Annotated in this window: 13 protein-coding genes and 1 tRNA gene; 12 read left to right on the plus strand and 2 right to left on the minus strand. The window is 49.2% G+C overall.

All coding sequences use genetic code 11. The features are described 5' to 3' along the window. Window positions 1-5: 5 nt before the first annotated feature. Window positions 6-1499: a glycerol kinase GlpK gene (gene glpK, locus ACPXV9_RS08260; RefSeq protein ID WP_423895976.1), complete on the minus strand. Its 1494-nt coding sequence runs from the start codon at window positions 1497-1499 to the stop codon at window positions 6-8. A gap of 170 nt (window positions 1500-1669) precedes the next feature. On the opposite strand from glpK, the gene ACPXV9_RS08265 reads away from it, so the two are divergent. Beyond that, window positions 1670-2134, plus strand: coding sequence for an Hsp20 family protein (locus ACPXV9_RS08265; RefSeq protein WP_423895977.1), 465 nt, complete (start codon window positions 1670-1672; stop codon window positions 2132-2134). A 70-nt stretch (window positions 2135-2204) separates the two neighbouring features. Beyond that, complete coding sequence (locus ACPXV9_RS08270) at window positions 2205-2849, plus strand: class I SAM-dependent methyltransferase (RefSeq protein ID WP_423895978.1); 645 nt, start codon at window positions 2205-2207, stop codon at window positions 2847-2849. On the opposite strand, the gene ACPXV9_RS08275 is transcribed toward ACPXV9_RS08270, so the two are convergent. Beyond that, window positions 2830-3834, minus strand: coding sequence for a GlxA family transcriptional regulator (locus tag ACPXV9_RS08275; RefSeq protein ID WP_423895979.1), 1005 nt, complete (start codon window positions 3832-3834; stop codon window positions 2830-2832). The two genes, ACPXV9_RS08270 and ACPXV9_RS08275, sit on opposite strands and share 20 nt — an antisense overlap. 122 nt (window positions 3835-3956) lie before the next feature. Here ACPXV9_RS08275 and ACPXV9_RS08280 point away from each other — a divergent pair, with 122 nt between their 5' ends. The 10 genes from ACPXV9_RS08280 to lon all read left to right on the plus strand — a co-directional run bounded on the left by ACPXV9_RS08280 (window position 3957) and on the right by lon (window position 17991). Then, a complete protein-coding gene (locus ACPXV9_RS08280; RefSeq protein ID WP_423895980.1) occupies window positions 3957-5870 on the plus strand; it encodes a beta-ketoacyl synthase in 1914 nt (637 codons plus the stop codon). 54 nt (window positions 5871-5924) lie between these two features. Then, complete coding sequence (locus ACPXV9_RS08285) at window positions 5925-6458, plus strand: helix-turn-helix domain-containing protein (RefSeq protein ID WP_423895981.1); 534 nt, start codon at window positions 5925-5927, stop codon at window positions 6456-6458. 190 nt (window positions 6459-6648) lie between these two features. Further along, the gene (fadB, locus tag ACPXV9_RS08290; RefSeq protein WP_423895982.1) at window positions 6649-8799 is read left to right on the plus strand and encodes a fatty acid oxidation complex subunit alpha FadB; all 2151 of its coding nucleotides are present in this window, start codon (window positions 6649-6651) and stop codon (window positions 8797-8799) included. 35 nt (window positions 8800-8834) lie between these two features. Further along, window positions 8835-10010, plus strand: a complete 1176-nt coding sequence (gene fadA, locus ACPXV9_RS08295; protein WP_423895983.1) for an acetyl-CoA C-acyltransferase FadA — start codon at window positions 8835-8837, stop codon at window positions 10008-10010. A 134-nt stretch (window positions 10011-10144) separates the two neighbouring features. Next, window positions 10145-11515, plus strand: coding sequence for a hypothetical protein (locus tag ACPXV9_RS08300; RefSeq protein ID WP_423895984.1), 1371 nt, complete (start codon window positions 10145-10147; stop codon window positions 11513-11515). 191 nt (window positions 11516-11706) lie between these two features. Beyond that, window positions 11707-11791: transfer RNA gene (locus ACPXV9_RS08305), tRNA-Leu, on the plus strand. Between the two features lie 58 nt (window positions 11792-11849). Then, window positions 11850-13166 (plus strand): trigger factor, encoded by a 1317-nt coding sequence (tig, locus tag ACPXV9_RS08310; RefSeq protein WP_423895985.1) that lies wholly within the window; start codon window positions 11850-11852, stop codon window positions 13164-13166. A gap of 181 nt (window positions 13167-13347) precedes the next feature. Beyond that, entirely contained in the window at window positions 13348-13986 is a 639-nt protein-coding gene (gene clpP, locus ACPXV9_RS08315; protein ID WP_423895986.1) for an ATP-dependent Clp endopeptidase proteolytic subunit ClpP, read from the plus strand. Between the two features lie 101 nt (window positions 13987-14087). Further along, a complete protein-coding gene (clpX, locus tag ACPXV9_RS08320; RefSeq protein ID WP_423895987.1) occupies window positions 14088-15395 on the plus strand; it encodes an ATP-dependent Clp protease ATP-binding subunit ClpX in 1308 nt (435 codons plus the stop codon). A 169-nt stretch (window positions 15396-15564) separates the two neighbouring features. Further along, window positions 15565-17991, plus strand: coding sequence for an endopeptidase La (lon, locus tag ACPXV9_RS08325; RefSeq protein WP_423895988.1), 2427 nt, complete (start codon window positions 15565-15567; stop codon window positions 17989-17991). Window positions 17992-18175 lie beyond the last annotated feature (184 nt).

The following is an 18175-nucleotide window of genomic DNA, read 5'->3' on the forward strand; positions in this document are numbered from 1 at the left end:
GGAGTTCAGTGAGTGAGTTCAGGTTTGGATTTTACTCTTTCAACCGCTTCCAGCCAGCCTTTATAACGACGATTACGTTGATTGTCGTCAATGGCGGATTCGAAAGTGTTGTCACATTGCCACAGATCCGCCAGTTGCTCCAGTGATTCGAAGATCCCGAGCTGTAAACCGGCCAGATAGGCCGCCCCAAGAGCGGTAGTTTCTGTGATGGTGGGTCTTTGAACCCGGGTGGCCAGCGTATCGGCCAGGCTTTGTACAAACCAGTTATTTTTGACCATGCCGCCATCGACCCGCAGGGTGTCAGGCAGATTGGCGCCGTCTTTGTTCATCGCTTCAAGCAGGTCGCGGGTTTGATAGCAAACCGACAAAATGCCGGCGGCAACCACTTCTTCAATGCCGGTATCCCTTGTCAGTCCCAGAAGGGCACCACGAGCCTGTGGGTCCCAGTAGGGGGCGCCCAAGCCTGTAAAAGCCGGGACCATATAAACATTGGCGTCAGGATTTGCCTTGCTGGCCAGCTTTTCGGTGTGCTTGGCCTTGCTGATCAGCTGTAGGCCATCACGTAACCATTGGATGGCGGCGCCGGCAACAAAAATACTGCCTTCAATGGCGTAACTGGGCTTGCCATTTAATTGATAACCGATGGTAGTCAGCATGCGATGCTGGGAATCAACGGCCTGATCGCCAGTATTGAGGATCATAAAACAGCCGGTGCCGTAGGTGCTTTTTACCATGCCGGGTTCGAAGCAGGTCTGGCCAAATAATGCGGCTTGTTGGTCACCGGCAATGCCCGTGATCGGGATGCTGTGGTCGAATACGTTGGTGTCGCCAAATGAGGCACTGCTGTCTAAAACTTCTGGCAATATGGCTGCTGGGATATTGAAAAGTTCTAACAGTTCATTGTCCCACTCTCCGGAATGAATGTTGTAGATCAGAGTCCGTGAGGCATTGGTGGCGTCGGTTTTGTGGCTGATGCCGTCACTCAAGCGCCAGAGCAAATAGCTATCAACGGTGCCGAAAAGTAGCTCGCCTTGTTCAGCTTGAGCTCTCAGGCCAGGCTGGTGATCCAGTATCCAGGCAATCTTGGTGGCGGAAAAATACGGGTCGAGTAACAGGCCAGTTTTGGCGTGAACCATGTCCTCAAAACCGTCGGCTTTTAATTGCTCGCATTGGGCTGCGGTGCGGCGATCTTGCCAGACGATGGCATTGTATACAGGTTTGCCGGTGTTTTTGTCCCAGACAATGGTTGTTTCCCGTTGATTGGTAATGCCGATGCAACTGATGTGACTGGTATCAATATTGAGCTTTTCCATGGCCTTGCGGCAAACACTCAGGGTTGATTCCCAAATGGCTTCCGGGTCGTGTTCCACCCAGCCGTCGTGAGGGAAAATCTGTTCGAATTCCTGCTGAGCCTGGGATTTTGGCTGCCCCCTATGATCAAACAGGATGGCGCGCGTGCTGGTGGTTCCCTGGTCGATGGCAAGAATGTAGTCGGGCATGAAGTGAGGTTCCTTAAGATATTTATTGTTTTGGGCTTGAAAATAATCACATTGGCCCAAATTTCTTTTTTGAGCTTGCTCATCCGAGGAGCTCAAATCGGGCAACTGCCCCGGTCTGATCATAAGATAGGCCGCAACCGCATATATTGCTTAATTGTGAGGATATGACAATGCGAAATGTAGATTTCTCCCCTTTATACCGTACTTCCATTGGTTTTGATCGTATGGCATCCATGCTCGATAGCCTGAGCCGTACCGAACAGAATCAACCCAGCTACCCGCCGTACAACATTGAGCTGCTTGATGAAAACGAGTACCGGATTAGCATCGCTCTGGCAGGGTTTAGCGAAGATGAATTGAATATCCAGACCGAGCCAGGTTCACTGGTTATCTCGGGACAGAAAGGTGCCCCTGGCGAAGATCGCAAGTTCCTGCACCAAGGGATCGCAGCTCGTAATTTTGAGCGGCGCTTCCAGTTGGCAGACCACGTTCGCGTTCAAGCAGCGCACCTTGAGAACGGTTTGCTCCATGTGGATTTGGTTCGTGAAATTCCCGAGGCGATGAAGCCCCGGACCATTGAGATTCAGAAGTCTGCTGCATTGACAGACAAGGCCAGCTTGAAAGCGGCCAGTTGATTGAGCCGATCATCCACTGTGAAAGGGGCCCTAATCGGGCTCCTTTTTTTATTTGCGGGTAATAAAAGCTATGACGCAACATCATTGCCCTCTGTGTTCTGAGTGCACGTCACTCTATTGGCAAGATCGTCGTCGATCTTACTTTGGTTGTACCTCTTGTGGCATGGTGCATGTCCCTGCGGCTGATCAATTATCAGCCGCTGAAGAAAAAGCCATCTACGACCTGCACGACAATCAGGTGGATGACCCGGGCTACAGGCACTTCCTGTCCCGTTTATTTGACCCACTTGTTACCTTGCTGCCAAAAGAAGCAAATGGCTTGGATTTTGGTTGTGGCCCAGGTCCAGCTCTGGCCGCCATGTTTGAAACCGCAGGGCATAGAGTGTCCCTCTATGATCTTTTTTATCATCCTGACAAGCAGGTTCTTACAGGCGAATACGATTTCATTACCGCCACGGAGGTGGTTGAGCATCTTGCTGAACCAAAGCAGGAATTGGAACGCTTGTGGCGACTGTTAAAACCTGGCGGGGTTCTGGGGATTATGACCAAGAAAGTCAAAAGCCGAGAAGCTTTCAGCCGCTGGCACTACAAGAATGATCTGACTCATATCAGCTTTTTTTCTGAGCAGAGCTTCGATTATCTTTGCCGCGAATGGTGTGCGGACAAAATCCACTCTGGCAGTGATACCGTTATTATCAGAAAGCCTTTGGCGTGAAGAGTTTGCCTCTGACCGTGGCCCGATACTGACTTGGTGTGGTGGTCAGCAGCTTTTTGAACAGTGCGGCAAAGTGCCCCATATCTTTGTAACCCACCCGATAGGCGATTTCATTGATGGAGAGATTGCTGGTCTGCAATAAATCCTTGGCCATATCGATTCTTATTTCCTGAAGGTATTGCAAGGGCGTCTGGTCAGTGGCGTTTTTAAAGCGACGATTGAAGTTACGAGAGCTCATACCAAAATGCTCAGCCAGGTTTTTCAGGTTGATTTCTTTATGGCAGTTATCCTGAAGCCAGATTTGTGCCTGAACGATGTCTTCATCCGGGTGATAGCGATGTTTGTCATCGTAATAGCTGGTTTCGGCGTAATCGCGGCGTATTTCATGGGAAAAGTTTCGTTGGACGTGGTTGGCGATGTCCGCACCGTAAACCCGGTGGATGAAGTGTACGGTCAGATCGGCAACGGCATTGACGCTGGCGGCACAATATAGGTTGTTGGCCTGGGTGATGAAATACTGGCGCTTGAGTTGAACCTTCGGGTACCGCTTCTGAAACTGGTCAAAATAATGCCAGTGCGTGGTGGCGGGCTTATCGTCCAGTAATCCGGCTTCTGCCAGAAAGCAGCAACCTGTGCCGACGGCGATAATGATGGTTCCGTTTTCATTCAGCTTCTTTAACCATTCGATGATTTCCGGGTACTTCTGGATCACCGGTCTTGGATTTCGCCACAGTGCAGGGATAACCACAAAATCGGTTTTCAGATTTTCATTGATGGAGTGCTGAGGTTGAAAATCAAAACCGGACTGGGTGGAAACAGGGTCTGTGGTGGTGCTGACGGAGGCGATGTTGAGTCGGATGGCATTCCTGTCGATAACGCGAGCGGCACCCTCGGCCGCTCTGAGCATTTCAATGGGCAGCGTCAAGCTGGTTGAGAGCATATGTTCCATGACCACAAAGGCCGCACCAAGGTGTTTATTCATCATAAATGGCAGTATTTGGCTGATATGGCTTTAATTATGGCTTAAAAGGCTGTAACTGTGTAGTGGGGCGTCCCGATAAACTGGTTTTATTGTTTATCGGACATCCTCATAGGAGTTGCCTGAATATGGCACGTTTACCCGTTATTGTCGGTTTTGGTGGCTACAATGCCGCCGGCAGAACATCGTTTCATCACGGCTTTCGTCGTATGGTGATTGAATCGATCGACCGTCAAAGTCGTCTGGATACGCTGGCTGGCTTGGCTGTGATGACCAAGCAGGTGGCAGTATCTGATGACGGTGATTTTATCAGTCGAGAAGGCGAGGTGCTGTCTCTCGAAGAGATCGAAACCCGGCTTGGCAACACAATTCTGAATTCTACTCTGGTTCGTCGAATTGAAAAGAGTTTCTTTGATGTTGACCACGCCAAATGGCAGCAGTCCATGACCCTTGATGCAGACGCGGGCCAATCGACCAGTTTTATCTTGTCAAAGAGCCAGTTGCCCAAACCGGTACCTGCCACCTGGCAACTTGAAGACGCCGAAGACGGTAAGCTCAAGGTAACACTGGATGCCGCCGCTGTAATTAAAGTGGACTCGGAACGCGAATTCCCCGTTAAAGCGGCAGGGCAGTTGCCTTCCGGTTTTGATCCCGGAGAACTATACAATTCACGTTTCCACCCCAGAGGTCTGCAGATGACGGTTGTTGCAGCCAGTGATGCGCTGCATTCCGTTGGCATCGAGTGGGATGTGATTAAAAACGCAGTTCAGCCCGACGAAATTGCGGTCTATGCCAGTAGTGGCATGGGGCAGTTGGACGACAACGGCTTTGGCGGGATGATCAAGTCCCGCTCCGAAGGTAATCGCGTGTCGGCCAAGCAGTTGGCACTGGGCCTGAACACCATGCCGGCCGATTTTGTAAACGCCTATGTTCTGGGTAATGTCGGTACAACCAGCGCTTCTACCGGGGCTTGTGCAAGCTTTCTTTACAATCTCAAAAATGGCATTGAGGCGATTCAGCAGAATAAGGCCAGAGTGGTCATGGTCGGTTGCAGTGAGGCCCCGGTAGTGCCGGAGATTATTGATGGCTATGCCACCATGGGGGCACTGGGCACCGATGAAAACCTGAAAAAGATTGAAGCCAAAACGGATGATGAGCCCGATCATCGACGCGCCAGTCGTCCGTTTGGTGACAATTGTGGTTTCACCATTGCTGAATCCGCACAGTTCTTTGTGTTGATGGATGATGAATTGGCGCTGGAGCTTGGTGCGCAGATTCATGGTGCTGTACCTGAAGTCTTTATTAATGCCGATGGTTTCAAAAAATCCATTCCAGCACCTGGGCCGGGTAACTTTATTACGTTGGCAAAAGCTGTGGCGGCGGCTAAAGATCTGGTTGGTATTGAAGCTGTTCAGCACCACAGTGTGATGTATTCCCATGGTTCCAGTACCCCCCAAAACCGGGTGACTGAATCCGAGTTGTTTGATCGGGTAGCAGAAGCATTCGATATTAATGAATGGCCTGTTGCCGCAGTAAAGGCTTATGTCGGGCACCCATTGGCTCCGGCCAGTGGTGATCAGCTCGCCGTGGCATTAGGCAGCTTCCATTACAACTTGCTGCCCGGTATCAAAACCATTGATAAGGTCGCCGATGACGTGGTGGCCGATCGTTTGTTGTTGCCGCTTGAGGATCTCGATCTGAGCGATCGCCCAACCAAGGTCGCCTTTTTGAACTCCAAGGGGTTTGGCGGGAACAACGCGACGGCGGTTGTCCTGTCTCCCGGTACGGTAGCTTCTATGATGGCCAAGCGGCACGGTGATGCCGCCATGGCGGCCTGGTCTGACAAGGTGGAAAACACTCATCAGGCCGCCTCGAATTATGATCAGGCAGCCACCCGAGGGGATTATCAAATCGTTTATCGATTTGGCGAGGGTATGATTGATGAAAATGCCCTTGAAATAACCCAGAATGGCATTTCAGTACCTGGCTTTGCCAAAGCGCTCTGTTACGGGACTAATGACCGCTACGCCGATATGATTTAAGCTCTTGTGATTGGGTTATGCGTTTTGCATAACCCGTTGAAACTTGAGGGAAATATGGCAGAAGTGGTTGGCCTGCGATTACAGGCAATCCGTAAGTTTTATGGGTGGTCGCAAAGGGAGTTGGCTAAAAGGGCTGGCGTTCCCAACAGTGCAATATCAGTCATTGAGCACGGTACTGTCAGTCCCTCAGTTGCTTCATTGGAAAAGGTTCTGAAGGGATTTCCGATGTCGATGTCGGACTTTTTCTCAATTTCCATGGCCGATTCACACTGCAAGGTTGTGCCATCCTCGCTCACCCTTAAAGAGGGGGCTCTATTCAGTCTCAATGCCAGTTTTCAGGGCGATAAGCAAAACTCTGATAATGGTCGAAAATTAGAGTTTTACACTGCTATGAAGGGAGATCAGCTGGCGAACAATTTCCTGCATGATGATTGTCTGATGTTGGTCACTGATGGTGATGTCAGGCTGCTCAGTCTCGATTTTGATCAGGAATTGAGCATGGGTGACAGTGTCTCTCTTTATGCTCCCATCCCATATCGGCTTTCAGTCGTCAGCGAAAAGGCCAGTTGGGTATTGGCTGGCGCCTGAATCGTCCTGTTTTATCTTTTCCTGTCACAAATACCGTTCAAACGGTTGTTTTAATCTTCTATACTGTATTCAGGTGATTCGACTGGTTGGTTTGGTCACCATAAAATCACAATTTTGCTATAGGTTTAATTTGCTAAACCGGCAATATTTGCGGGCTGGGATTTCCCCCTGAAACTGTAAGAGGTTGAAAATGATATTTAAAGGCAATGCTATTACGGTGCAAATGCTAGATGCAGGCATCGCAGAGCTGAATTTCGATTTGCAAGGCGAATCGGTCAATAAGTTCGATAATAAGACTGTAACCGAGCTGAGTGAAGCCATCACCGCTTTGGAAAACACCGAAGGCCTGAAAGGTGTTTTGGCTACCAGCGCTAAGGGTGTCTTTATCGTTGGTGCTGACATTTCTGAATTTGTTCCTATGTTCGATAAAGGCTTTGAAGAAGGCGGCGAGCATATCAACCTGAATAATATCAACAACAATCGCATCGAAGACTTGGGTGTACCTGTTGTTGTTGCCATTAACGGTTTCGCGCTGGGTGGCGGTTTGGAATTCTGTCTGGCTTGTGACTACCGTGTAGCCAGTACTGCAGCCAAAGTTGGCCTGCCAGAAGTAAAGCTGGGCCTGATTCCAGGTTGGGGTGGTACTGTCCGCCTACCGCGTATTGCGGGTGCAAGCACTGCTATTGAATGGGTTGCCTCCGGTAAGGATCAAAAACCCGAAGCGGCACTGGATGCGGGCGTTATTGATGGTGTTGTTGCTCCAGAAGCCCTGCGTGATGCTGCTCTGCAGACTCTGCAAAACTGTATTGACGGCAAGCTGGACTATCAGGCTCGTCGTAAAGTGAAGAAGTCTCCACTGCAATTGAATGGCACCGAGTCTCTGATGGCATTTGAAACTGCCAAAGCCTTTATTGCTGGTCAGGCTGGTCCAAATTACCCTGCGCCGGTAACGGCTGTTAAATGCATTCAAAAAGCTGCTGGCATGAGCCGCGATGAGGCTTTGGAAGTGGAACAGCAAGGTTTTGCCAAAGTGGGTTCCACTCCGGTAGCCAAATCTCTGGTTGGTCTGTTCCTGAGTGATCAGCTGATTGCCAAGAAGGCCAAAGGCTGGGAAAAGAAAGCAGACAAAAAAGTTGAGCGTGCCGCTGTACTGGGTGCGGGCATCATGGGTGGCGGCATCGCCTATCAGTCTGCTTTGAAAGGCACACCTATTAAAATGAAAGATATTGCTCAGGCCGGTCTGGATCTGGGTATGAATGAAGCCAACAAACTGTTGAGCAAACGCGTTAGCCGTGGCCGTATGACTGCTGACAAGATGGGCAGCATCCTGTCCAATATCGATGCTACTCTGTCCTACGATAACTTCCACAGTGTTGATGTAGTGGTTGAAGCAGTAGTTGAGAATCCTAAGGTTAAACACGCTGTTCTCGCTGATGTCGAGAAGCAGGTGTCTGAAGATACGGTTATCGCTTCCAACACCTCCACCATTTCCATTACTTATCTGGCTGAAGCTCTGGAGCGTCCGGAAAACTTCTGTGGTATGCACTTTTTTAACCCTGTGCACGCCATGCCTCTGGTCGAAGTAATTCGCGGTGAGAAAACCTCCGATACCGCTGTAGCCCGTACCGTTGCTTACGCCAATGCCATGGGCAAGAAAGCCATTGTAGTTAACGACTGCCCTGGTTTCCTGGTTAACCGTGTTCTCTTCCCATATTTTGCTGGTTTTGCCGATCTGGTTCGCGATGGCGCCGACTTCCAGGCTGTCGACAAGGTTATGGAAAAGTGGGGTTGGCCAATGGGACCCGCTTATCTGATGGATGTAGTGGGTATGGATACTGGCGTGCATGCTGAAGAAGTAATGGCTGCTGGCTTCCCGGATCGCATGACCAAAGACTACAAAACCTGTGGCGATGTCATGTTTGAAAATGATCGCTACGGTCAGAAGAACGGCAAGGGCTTCTATGTTTATGAAACCGATAAGCGCGGCAAGCCTAAGAAAGTGGTTTCTGAAGAAACCTATGAACTGCTGAAGCCCGTTGTTGCTGACCGCAAAGAGTTTGATGCCGAAGAAGTTGTTATGCGCATGATGATCCCAATGGCTAACGAGTTAGCTCGTTGTCTGGAAGAGGGTATTGTCGATTCTGCAGCTGAAGCAGATATGGCGCTGATCTACGGCATCGGCTTCCCTCCATTCCGCGGTGGTGTATTCCGCTGGATTGATGAGATCGGTGTTGACGCTTTTGTTGCAGCTTGTGACAAGTACAAGGACCTGGGTAAGCGCTATGAAGCGATCGATATGATTCGCGATATGGCTGCTAACGGTAAGAAATTTTACGCCTAAGGGCGGTCCTCTAACGATATTAAGGAGAAAGTGAAGTGAGCTTGAATCCAAGAGATGCTGTAGTTGTAGACTACGCACGTAGTGCGATGGGCCGTTCTAAAAATGGTTGTTTTCGCAATGTTCGCGCCGATGAAATCAGCGCCAATGTGGTTGACGGCCTGTTGGCTCGTAACGAAGCCATTGATCCGGCGACCATTGATGATGTGATCTGGGGTTGTGTGATGCAGCGTGACGAGCAGGCAATGAATATTGCTCGTATGATGCTGTTGCGCAGTTCTCTGCCTCATACAGTACCTGCTCAGACCGTTAACCGTCTGTGTGGTTCTTCCATGTCTGCTCTGCATACTGCTACCGCTAATATTAAAGCTGGTATCGGTGATGTTTACCTGATCGGTGGTGTTGAGCACATGGGTCACATCAATATGATGAAAGGTGTGAATCCGAACCCGAAAATGGGTCTGTCTGTAGCTCAGGCTGCCGGTAGTATGGGGATGACGGCAGAGTATCTGGCTATGCTGCACGGTATTACCCGTGAGCAGATGGATCAGTTTGGTGCTCGTTCGCATCAGTTGGCTGCTGCTGCACGTGCCGCCGGCAAGTTCGATCGTGAGATCATTCCAATGATGGGTCACGATGAAAATGGTGCGCCTGTTTTGATTGAGCAGGATGAGACCATTCGTCCGGAAACTACCGCTGAGGGTCTGTCTCAGCTGCGTCCTGCCTTTAACCCTAAAGGCGGCACTGTTACTGCGGGTACTTCTTCTCAGGTGACTGATGGTGCTTCTGCCATGATGGTTATGTCCGCAGAGCGAGCCGAATCTCTGGGCCTGAAGCCTATTGCCAAGGTGACTGCGACGACTCTGGCTGGTGTTGATCCTTCAATTATGGGTTATGGTCCTGTGCCTTCTACTCAGACTGCCCTGAAGCAGCTGGGCATGAACATGAAGGATGTCGACTACGTTGAGCTGAATGAAGCGTTTGCCGCTCAGGCTCTGCCAGTGTTGAAAGATCTGGAATTGCTCGATGACATGGAGACCAAGGTGAACGTCAATGGTGGCGCTATTGCTCTGGGTCACCCGTTCGGTTGTTCTGGTGTGCGTATTACCGGTTCACTGCTGAACGTTATGGAAGAGAAAGATCTGAACGTAGGTATTTCTACCATGTGTATCGGCCTGGGTCAGGGTATTACCACTGTACTTGAGCGTGTATAAATTCTGATACCTATCAGAGTTTAAAAAACCGGGCATTGCCCGGTTTTTTTATGGGTGATTGGTTCTGTTTAGTTAGAAAGGCATTTGCTAGACTTTCGCCCGTTTAATTTTTGAAGTCCATTTTTGGAGCCAATTTGAAAGCCTGTATTAAGGTTGTAGAACCTGAAGCCTATCTGAAGTCTCTTGTTGCAGACGAATCTGTCGTCGACCAGCTGATATGTCTTCAATTTGGTCACAAGCAATATTATCTGTCCGGTGAGCCGGTGATTGATCTCATTGCTGTGGTAGGTATAGAAAGTGGAGATATTGTCTGGGGGGCTGTATGCGCTTGGTCTGAAGGAGTTGAGCAGCAGTTACTGAGTTGCGATGACAGAGATTCTGTCGAGCAGTGGTGCAGCAGTAATCAGGTACCTGTGTTTTGTTTTAATGACGCCATTTCGCTGCAGCCAATTGCCATTCCCAAGCCCTGGGGGCAGGAAATCTGGTATACGGGCATAGAATCCAGAGGTCAGTCCAATGTCGGCAGCGATTCTTCTCAGGTGCCTTTGCCGTGGTTGTTGGCTCTTATGCCATCAGCCCTCTGCGGGAACAATCAACATAATATCAATCTGTTAAAGATACTGGACCCGCTGCCTGAGCCGGTTTATGGCGACCTTTACTACGAGCAGCATGAGGAAAAGCAGGAAGTTTATGTGGTGACTCATGTTGACCCCTCTGCCTGGCCGGCCGGGGTTGGCGGGATATCCATTGGTTTTGATGATGATGTCCGCAAAGAGTTTGCTTCAGATGAGGCCTGTAAAAAGGCTTTCGCCAAAGCAGTCGCTGGCTATGAGGTGGTTCGCCGCAAAATTGATGATCTGACCGATGGCTTTAGGCTGGAGCAGGGCTTGAGCCTTGAAGAGCCTGTCATGGCTGAGGAATTAAAGGGCTGGTTGAGCAGGGTGCCATCCGACTTGTTAGCAGAGGAGGTTGAATTACGACGGGCAATGGATCGCTTTAAGGGGGTCAAGTCTCTGCGTGTTGGAGATGTGCTTAAGGTGCCATGTTACACACCACACTCGCTGATGCACGGTGTTAGAACCATTGAATTTCAGACCCCGGTCTATGAGCGCCAGATTATTTCTTTTGCCCAGAAAGTACTGACGCAGCCACATTGGGATACCCAGCAGGCTTTGGCTTCAATGGATATCAATATGCCTGATAATCAGTTGCTGGCAGTTATTGAAGAATCGGCGTCTGTTTTGGTTGAGGAGGTCGTCAACTTTGACAGCTTTTATGTCTGGCGCCTGACACTGAAGCCTGGTGGGGAGTTTTACCTTGATGCGCTCGAAAGCTACGCTTTGGCAATCGGGGTAGAGGGGCAGGCGAATGTTTCTCAAACGATTATCACTCCTGAACAGGGTGTGCTTATTCCCGGTTGCACTGGCAGTGATCAACGTTATATCCGGGCGGGTGAGCAGGGCGCCGTGTTGCTTTTATCGTTTCCCAAAAGCCTTGATGATTGAGCTGTCATTGTTGTTTTTCCCGTTAATTTATCTACTGCCGCGTATTTGCTGCCTATAACCCGGAATTTTGTTGAACCTCCCATATTTGTGTGGCAGAATTTGCACCCCTTGAATCCCTATCAGGCCGTTCTTTGTTGAATATCTCTATAAAATCAACGAGTTACAGTTTGTGTGAGGTTTGAATAAGTTTTGCGGACGTGGCGGAATTGGTAGACGCGCTAGGTTTAGGTTCTGGTACTGCAAGGTGTGGGAGTTCAAGTCTCCCCGTCCGCACCATTTTTTAAGTTTCTGCTGTCTGAAATGATGGCGATCACTATTTTTCATGAGGGACATCATGCAGGTTTCAATTGAGACGACTTCTGGTTTAGAGCGTCGCATGACTGTCGGCATTCCTGCCGATCAAATCGATTCTGAAGTACAAAAGCGTCTGCAGCAGGCTGCCAAAACTGTGCGTCTGAATGGCTTTCGTAAAGGTAAAGTTCCTCTGAAAGTAGTTAAACAGCGTTTTGGCGCTGGCGTTCGCCAGGAAGTTCTCGGTGAGCTGATGAGCCGCTCTTTCTACGATGCGGTACAGCAGGAGGACGTAAAACCTGCCGGTCAGCCATCAATTGAGCCGAAGCAGATGGAAGAGGGTAAAGACGTTGAGTTCGTTGCCACTTTTGAAGTCTACCCTGAGGTATCTCTGGCAGACACTTCCGGTTTCGAAATCGAGCGTCTTGAGGCCGAAGTTACCGACAAAGACATCGATAATATGATCGATACCCTGCGCAAGCAGCAAGCAGACTGGAAAGACAGTAAGCGCAAGGCTCAGAAAGGCGATCGTGTAACCATTAACTACAAAGGCACCAAAGATGGTGAGGCCTTTGATGGCGGCACGGCCGAAGGTCAGCAGCTGGTGCTTGGTTCTAACTCCATGATTCCTGGCTTTGAAGACGGCATCATCGGTATGAAGCCGGGCGAAGAGACTACTCTGGATCTGACTTTCCCTGAGGAGTACCACAGCGAAGAGTTGAAGGGTGCGGCAGTACAGTTTGAAGTTAAAGTAACAGGTAATGAGCTGCAAAAGCTGCCTGAGCTGGATAAAGAATTCTACGCCAAGTTTGGTGTTGAAACCGAAGACGAAGCCGAGTTCCGGGCTGATGTTAAAGGCAATATGGAGCGTGAGCTGAAAAATGCCGCCAGCCAAAAGCTGAAAGCATCTGTTATGGACAAGTTGATTGAAGCTAATGAAGTTGAATTGCCAGCTTCTTTGGTTGCAGGTGAAATCGAAGGTTTGCGTGGTCAGATGATGCAGCAATTCGGTGGCGCTCAGCCTGATATGGATCTGAAATCACTGCTGCCGGACGATATGTTCAAAGAGCAGGCCGAGCGCCGTGTTGCTCTGGGGCTGGTTGTGGGTGAAATTGTTAAATCTGCCGAAATTCAGGTGGATGCAGACAAGGTTCGCGCTAAGATCGAAGAGATTGCTTCTACTTATCAGGAGCCGGAAGAGGTTATCAACTACTACTATGGCAACCAGCAAATGCTCAACGGCGTTGAGTCGGTTGTTCTGGAAGATCAGGTTGTTGACCACATTCTTTCTACCTGTAAAGTTAGTGATGTAAAAAGCACCTATGAAGATGTGATTAAGCCTGCTGAACAGGCGGGCTAATTTCTGATCATATCCGCCGCGAAACGCTCTGTTTCGCGGCAATTTCCCTTCTTTTCACCTTCAAGGCTGGCATAACAGTCTCGCAAGGTTTAAGCTCGAAAATCCTTGATAATGATTCCGTCAATGCAGTCTTCTGCAGGGCGTAGATGTGTTTTATAACGTGTAAGGATATAAAAACAAAATGGCAACAATTGATTCGATTTCTCAGGGGCAGGTGATACAAAACTCCGGCCTGGTGCCCATGGTGATTGAGCAAACCGCTCGCGGTGAGCGCTCCTTTGATATCTATTCCCGACTGCTCAAAGAGCGTGTTATTTTTATGGTCGGCCAAGTGGAAGACCACATGGCCAATCTGGTTGTTGCCCAGTTACTGTTTCTTGAGGCAGAGAATCCTGATAAAGACATCCATCTTTATATAAACTCTCCTGGCGGCTCCGTAACCGCCGGTATGTCCATTTATGACACCATGCAATTTATCAAGCCAGATGTCAGTACCATGTGTATTGGTCAGGCCTGCAGCATGGGGGCGTTTCTTCTGTCTGCTGGTGCAAAAGGTAAGCGTTATTGCCTACCTAATGCCCGCACCATGATTCACCAGCCCAGTGGTGGTGCCCAGGGACAGGCGAGTGATATTCATATTCATGCGCAGGAAATCCTGAAAACCCGTGATCGCCTGAATGAAATTATGGCCTATCACACAGGTAAAGATGTTGCTCAGATTGCCGAAGATACTGAAAGAGACAACTTTATGAGCGCTGAAGAATCCGTGGAATACGGGTTGATCGATGCCGTTGTCAATCAGCGTAAAGACGAGGCTTAAGTCCGCTCTAGCTGATACTGCAGTTGAGCTACTTGAAAACAGATCCAAATGGACCCATTGTAGTAGCTGAAGTCCAAAATAAGAGTTAATGGAGAGGTTTGATGACCGACCACACCAATGAAAATGGCGATGACGGCGGCAAGTCGTTGTATTGCTCCTTCTGCGGCAAAAGCCAGCATGAAGTCCGTAAGTTAATCGCCGGCCCGTCGGTGTTCATCTGCGATGAGTGCGTAGATCTTTGCAATGATATTATTCGTGAGGAAATTCAGGAGGCTTCCCCTGAGGGTTCGTCAGAGCGCTTGCCTACGCCCTTTGAGATCTCTGAAACTCTGGATCAGTACGTAATTGGCCAAAAACGCGCCAAGAAGGTGCTTGCTGTTGCTGTTTACAACCACTACAAGCGTCTTCGTGCCGACGAGAGCAAGAAAGATAAAGACGATGTTGAGCTTGGTAAGAGTAACATCCTGATGGTGGGGCCTACTGGTAGCGGTAAAACGTTACTGGCGGAAACTCTGGCTCGACTGCTCAATGTGCCTTTCACCATTGCCGATGCGACCACCCTGACCGAAGCCGGTTATGTGGGTGAAGATGTCGAAAACATCATCCAAAAGCTGTTGCAGAAATGCGATTACGATGTGGATAAGGCTCAACAGGGTATTGTCTATATTGATGAAATCGACAAGATCTCCCGTAAATCGGACAATCCGTCCATTACCAGAGATGTGTCTGGTGAGGGGGTTCAGCAGGCCTTGCTGAAACTTATCGAGGGTACGGTTGCCTCCGTACCACCTCAGGGTGGACGTAAGCATCCACAGCAGGAGTTTTTGCAGGTTGATACCTCTAATATTCTGTTTATCTGTGGTGGTGCTTTTGCGGGATTGGATAAGGTTATCCGTGATCGCTCTGAAAAGGGCGGTATTGGTTTCGGCGCAGAAGTCAAAAGTAAGGATGACAGCAAGAATGTTGGAGAAACCTTTAAAGAGCTCGAACCTGAAGATTTGGTGCGCTATGGCCTGATTCCTGAGTTTGTAGGCCGTCTGCCGGTTATTGCTACACTTGAAGAGCTGGATTTGGAGGCTTTGGTTCAAATTCTAACCGAGCCGAAAAACTCTCTGACAAAGCAGTACTCCAAGCTGTTTAAAATGGAGGGGGTCGATATCGACTTCCGTTCAGATGCATTGGAGGCCGTGGCCAACAAGGCAATGGAGCGGAAAACCGGTGCTCGCGGCTTACGATCCATCATGGAATCCGTTCTGCTCGATACCATGTACAAAATACCCAGTGAGGAAAATGTCAGCAAAGTGGTTGTGGATGAATCCGTAATCAAAGGGGAGTCTGAGCCTCTTTTGGTTTACGAAACCACTGATGAGCAGGATGAACCGCAAGCAAAAGCGGCTCCTGATGAATGATTGCTTTCTTTTTGAGCAAATTGTCAGTCAGGCAACGCGATTGGCAAGTATAAAAAAATAAAAGGGGCATTTGCCCCTTTTATTTTGTCTATATTATCTGAAGTTACTTGTTTTTTTCCGTTTAGCCCCCAATCAATGGTTGAACGAATTCCTTTCCAAGAGGCCACTGATGGTTGATTCTGATTTAGAACCACATGCGTTGATTAACCTGCCACTTCTGCCGTTAAGAGACGTGGTTGTCTACCCCCATATGGTAATACCTTTGTTTGTCGGTCGAGAAAAGTCGATCGCAGCATTGGAGCAGGCCATGGAAGGTGGCAAGGAAGTCATGTTGCTGGCGCAGCGCAACCCCTCTGATGATGATCCAGGTCCCGATGATTTGTATCAAATGGGTACCATTTCCAGCATCCTGCAGCTGTTGAAACTGCCAGATGGCACCGTAAAAGTTCTGGTTGAAGGTAAATCCAGAGCGCGCGTGATGAGCTTTAACAATGAAATTGAATTCTACAGTGTTGAAGTTGAAGCGGTTGACTGTGAAGAGGTGCCGGAAAAAGAGGCGGATGCCCTGTTGCGTTCAGCCATGAATCAGTTTGAACAATACGTCAATTTAAGCAAAAAAGTTCCAGCTGAGGTGATGTCTTCACTCAATGGCATTGATGAGCCCGGTAAATTGGCCGATACCGTTGCGGCGCATATGTCGCTTGAACTGCACCAGAAGCAGGAGCTGCTGGAAATCACCGATATTCGCGAGCGCCTTGAGCACCTGCTGGGATTGATGGAATCCGAGATTGATCTGTTTCAAGTGGAAAAGAAAATCCGTGGCCGCGTTAAAAAGCAGATGGAAAAAAGCCAGCGCGAGTACTATCTCAATGAGCAAATGAAGGCCATCCAGAAAGAACTGGGTGAGATCGGCGAGGAGCCATCTGAGCAGGAGGAGCTGGAGAAGAAAATTGCTGATGCCGGCATGCCGGAAGAGGCTGAAAAGAAAACCCGGGCAGAATTGTCCAAGTTAAAAATGATGTCGCCCATGTCAGCCGAGGCATCGGTTGTCAGGGCATACATAGATTGGATGGTAAATGTACCCTGGTCCAAGCGAAGCAAAGTTCGCCATGATTTGGCTCGTGCTGAGAAAATTTTAGAGCGCGATCACTACGGTCTTGAAGAGGTCAAAGAGCGAATCCTTGAATATCTTGCCGTTCAGAAAAGGGTGAAAAAGATTAAAGGCCCGGTTCTGTGTCTGGTTGGGCCTCCTGGGGTGGGTAAAACCTCACTGGGTGAATCCATTGCCAAGGCGACTAATCGACAGTTTGTACGCATGGCATTGGGTGGGGTTCGCGATGAAGCCGAAATTCGTGGGCATCGACGCACATACATTGGCTCCATGCCGGGTAAGCTGATTCAGAAGATGTCCAAGGCAGAGGTCAAAAACCCGCTGTTCCTGCTTGATGAAATCGACAAGATGGGCATGGATCATCGGGGCGATCCGGCATCGGCGTTGTTGGAGGTGCTGGATCCTGAACAGAATAATTCCTTCAATGATCACTATCTCGAAGTTGATTATGACCTGTCGGACGTTATGTTCATTTGTACCTCCAATTCAATGAACATACCCGGGCCTTTGCTCGATCGTATGGAAGTTATCCGCATTCCGGGTTACACCGAAGATGAAAAGCTGAATATTTCTCTCAAGTATTTGATTCCGAAACAGATGAAAAATAACGGCTTAAAAGCCGGAGAGATGGAAGTGGCTGAGGATGCCATTCGGGATATTGTTCGTTATTACACGCGAGAGGCTGGGGTGCGTGGTTTGGATCGTGAAATTGCCAAACTGTGCCGCAAGGTTGTAACCCAGCATGTCAGAGGCAAAGTTGCCAAGGGGCATCAGATCATTGAGGCTGAACAACTCGAAGATTATCTGGGCGTCAGAAAATTCGATTACGGTGTGGCTGAAGAGGAAAACCAAATTGGTCAGGTAACGGGGCTGGCCTGGACTCAGGTTGGTGGCGAGCTGCTGACCATTGAGTCCTCTGCCGTTAAAGGTAAGGGCCGTTTGGTGAAAACCGGTTCTCTTGGTGATGTGATGCAAGAGTCGATTCAGGCTGCGCTAACCGTTGTTCGTTCAAGATCCCAGGTGTTAGGAATAACGCCTGACTGCATCGACAAAAATGATGTCCACATTCATGTACCTGAAGGTGCCACTCCAAAAGATGGACCAAGTGCCGGCATTGCAATGTGTACCGCTTTGGTTTCAGTGCTCACAGACATTCCTGTTAAAGCCGATGTGGCAATGACCGGTGAAATTACCCTTCGTGGTGAAGTGTTGAAAATTGGCGGGCTTAAAGAAAAACTGCTGGCGGCACATCGTGGTGGTATTAAAACTGTGGTGATACCTCAAGATAATGAGAGGGATCTCACTGAGATTCCAGAGAATATCAAAGAGGATTTGACCATTGTGCCAGTGCGTTGGGTTGATGAGGTTCTTGAGATTGCTTTACAGCATCAACCCAAGCCATATTCCGATGAAGAGTATCGAGAACTGGAAGCTGAAATTCAAAATGGCGGCGGTGATAAATCTCTGCGGGTGAATACTCATTAGAAAAATAGCCACTGCCTGTGAGCGCGCGCCAGCCGTGGGCTGGCACGTATTTCATGCTCATTGGCTGCAATCTGATCACAGTGAAAAAAGTCTTAAGAAATTCTCATAATCTTGCTTGACCCCTCGGTGGGTCTATTGGTATAAATTCACTTCTTTCCTGACGTGGTGCGGGAAGGCAGGGTCG

The sequence above is a fragment of the Candidatus Pelagadaptatus aseana genome, from assembly GCF_040362265.1.
Lineage (GTDB): Bacteria > Pseudomonadota > Gammaproteobacteria > Pseudomonadales > Cellvibrionaceae > Pelagadaptatus > Pelagadaptatus aseana.

Excerpts from the sequence above, each read along its gene's own strand:
- fadB (WP_423895982.1), top strand. The coding sequence starts at position 6,649 with ATGATATTTAAAGGCAATGCTATTACGGTGCAAATGCTAGATGCAGGC.
- ACPXV9_RS08280 (WP_423895980.1), top strand. The coding sequence starts at position 3,957 with ATGGCACGTTTACCCGTTATTGTCGGTTTTGGTGGCTACAATGCCGCC.
- ACPXV9_RS08265 (WP_423895977.1), top strand. The coding sequence starts at position 1,670 with ATGCGAAATGTAGATTTCTCCCCTTTATACCGTACTTCCATTGGTTTT.
- glpK (WP_423895976.1), bottom strand. The coding sequence starts at position 1,499 with ATGCCCGACTACATTCTTGCCATCGACCAGGGAACCACCAGCACGCGC.
- clpP (WP_423895986.1), top strand. The coding sequence starts at position 13,348 with ATGGCAACAATTGATTCGATTTCTCAGGGGCAGGTGATACAAAACTCC.
- ACPXV9_RS08275 (WP_423895979.1), bottom strand. The coding sequence starts at position 3,834 with ATGATGAATAAACACCTTGGTGCGGCCTTTGTGGTCATGGAACATATG.
- ACPXV9_RS08270 (WP_423895978.1), top strand. The coding sequence starts at position 2,205 with ATGACGCAACATCATTGCCCTCTGTGTTCTGAGTGCACGTCACTCTAT.
- lon (WP_423895988.1), top strand. The coding sequence starts at position 15,565 with ATGGTTGATTCTGATTTAGAACCACATGCGTTGATTAACCTGCCACTT.
- clpX (WP_423895987.1), top strand. The coding sequence starts at position 14,088 with ATGACCGACCACACCAATGAAAATGGCGATGACGGCGGCAAGTCGTTG.
- ACPXV9_RS08285 (WP_423895981.1), top strand. The coding sequence starts at position 5,925 with ATGGCAGAAGTGGTTGGCCTGCGATTACAGGCAATCCGTAAGTTTTAT.
- tig (WP_423895985.1), top strand. The coding sequence starts at position 11,850 with ATGCAGGTTTCAATTGAGACGACTTCTGGTTTAGAGCGTCGCATGACT.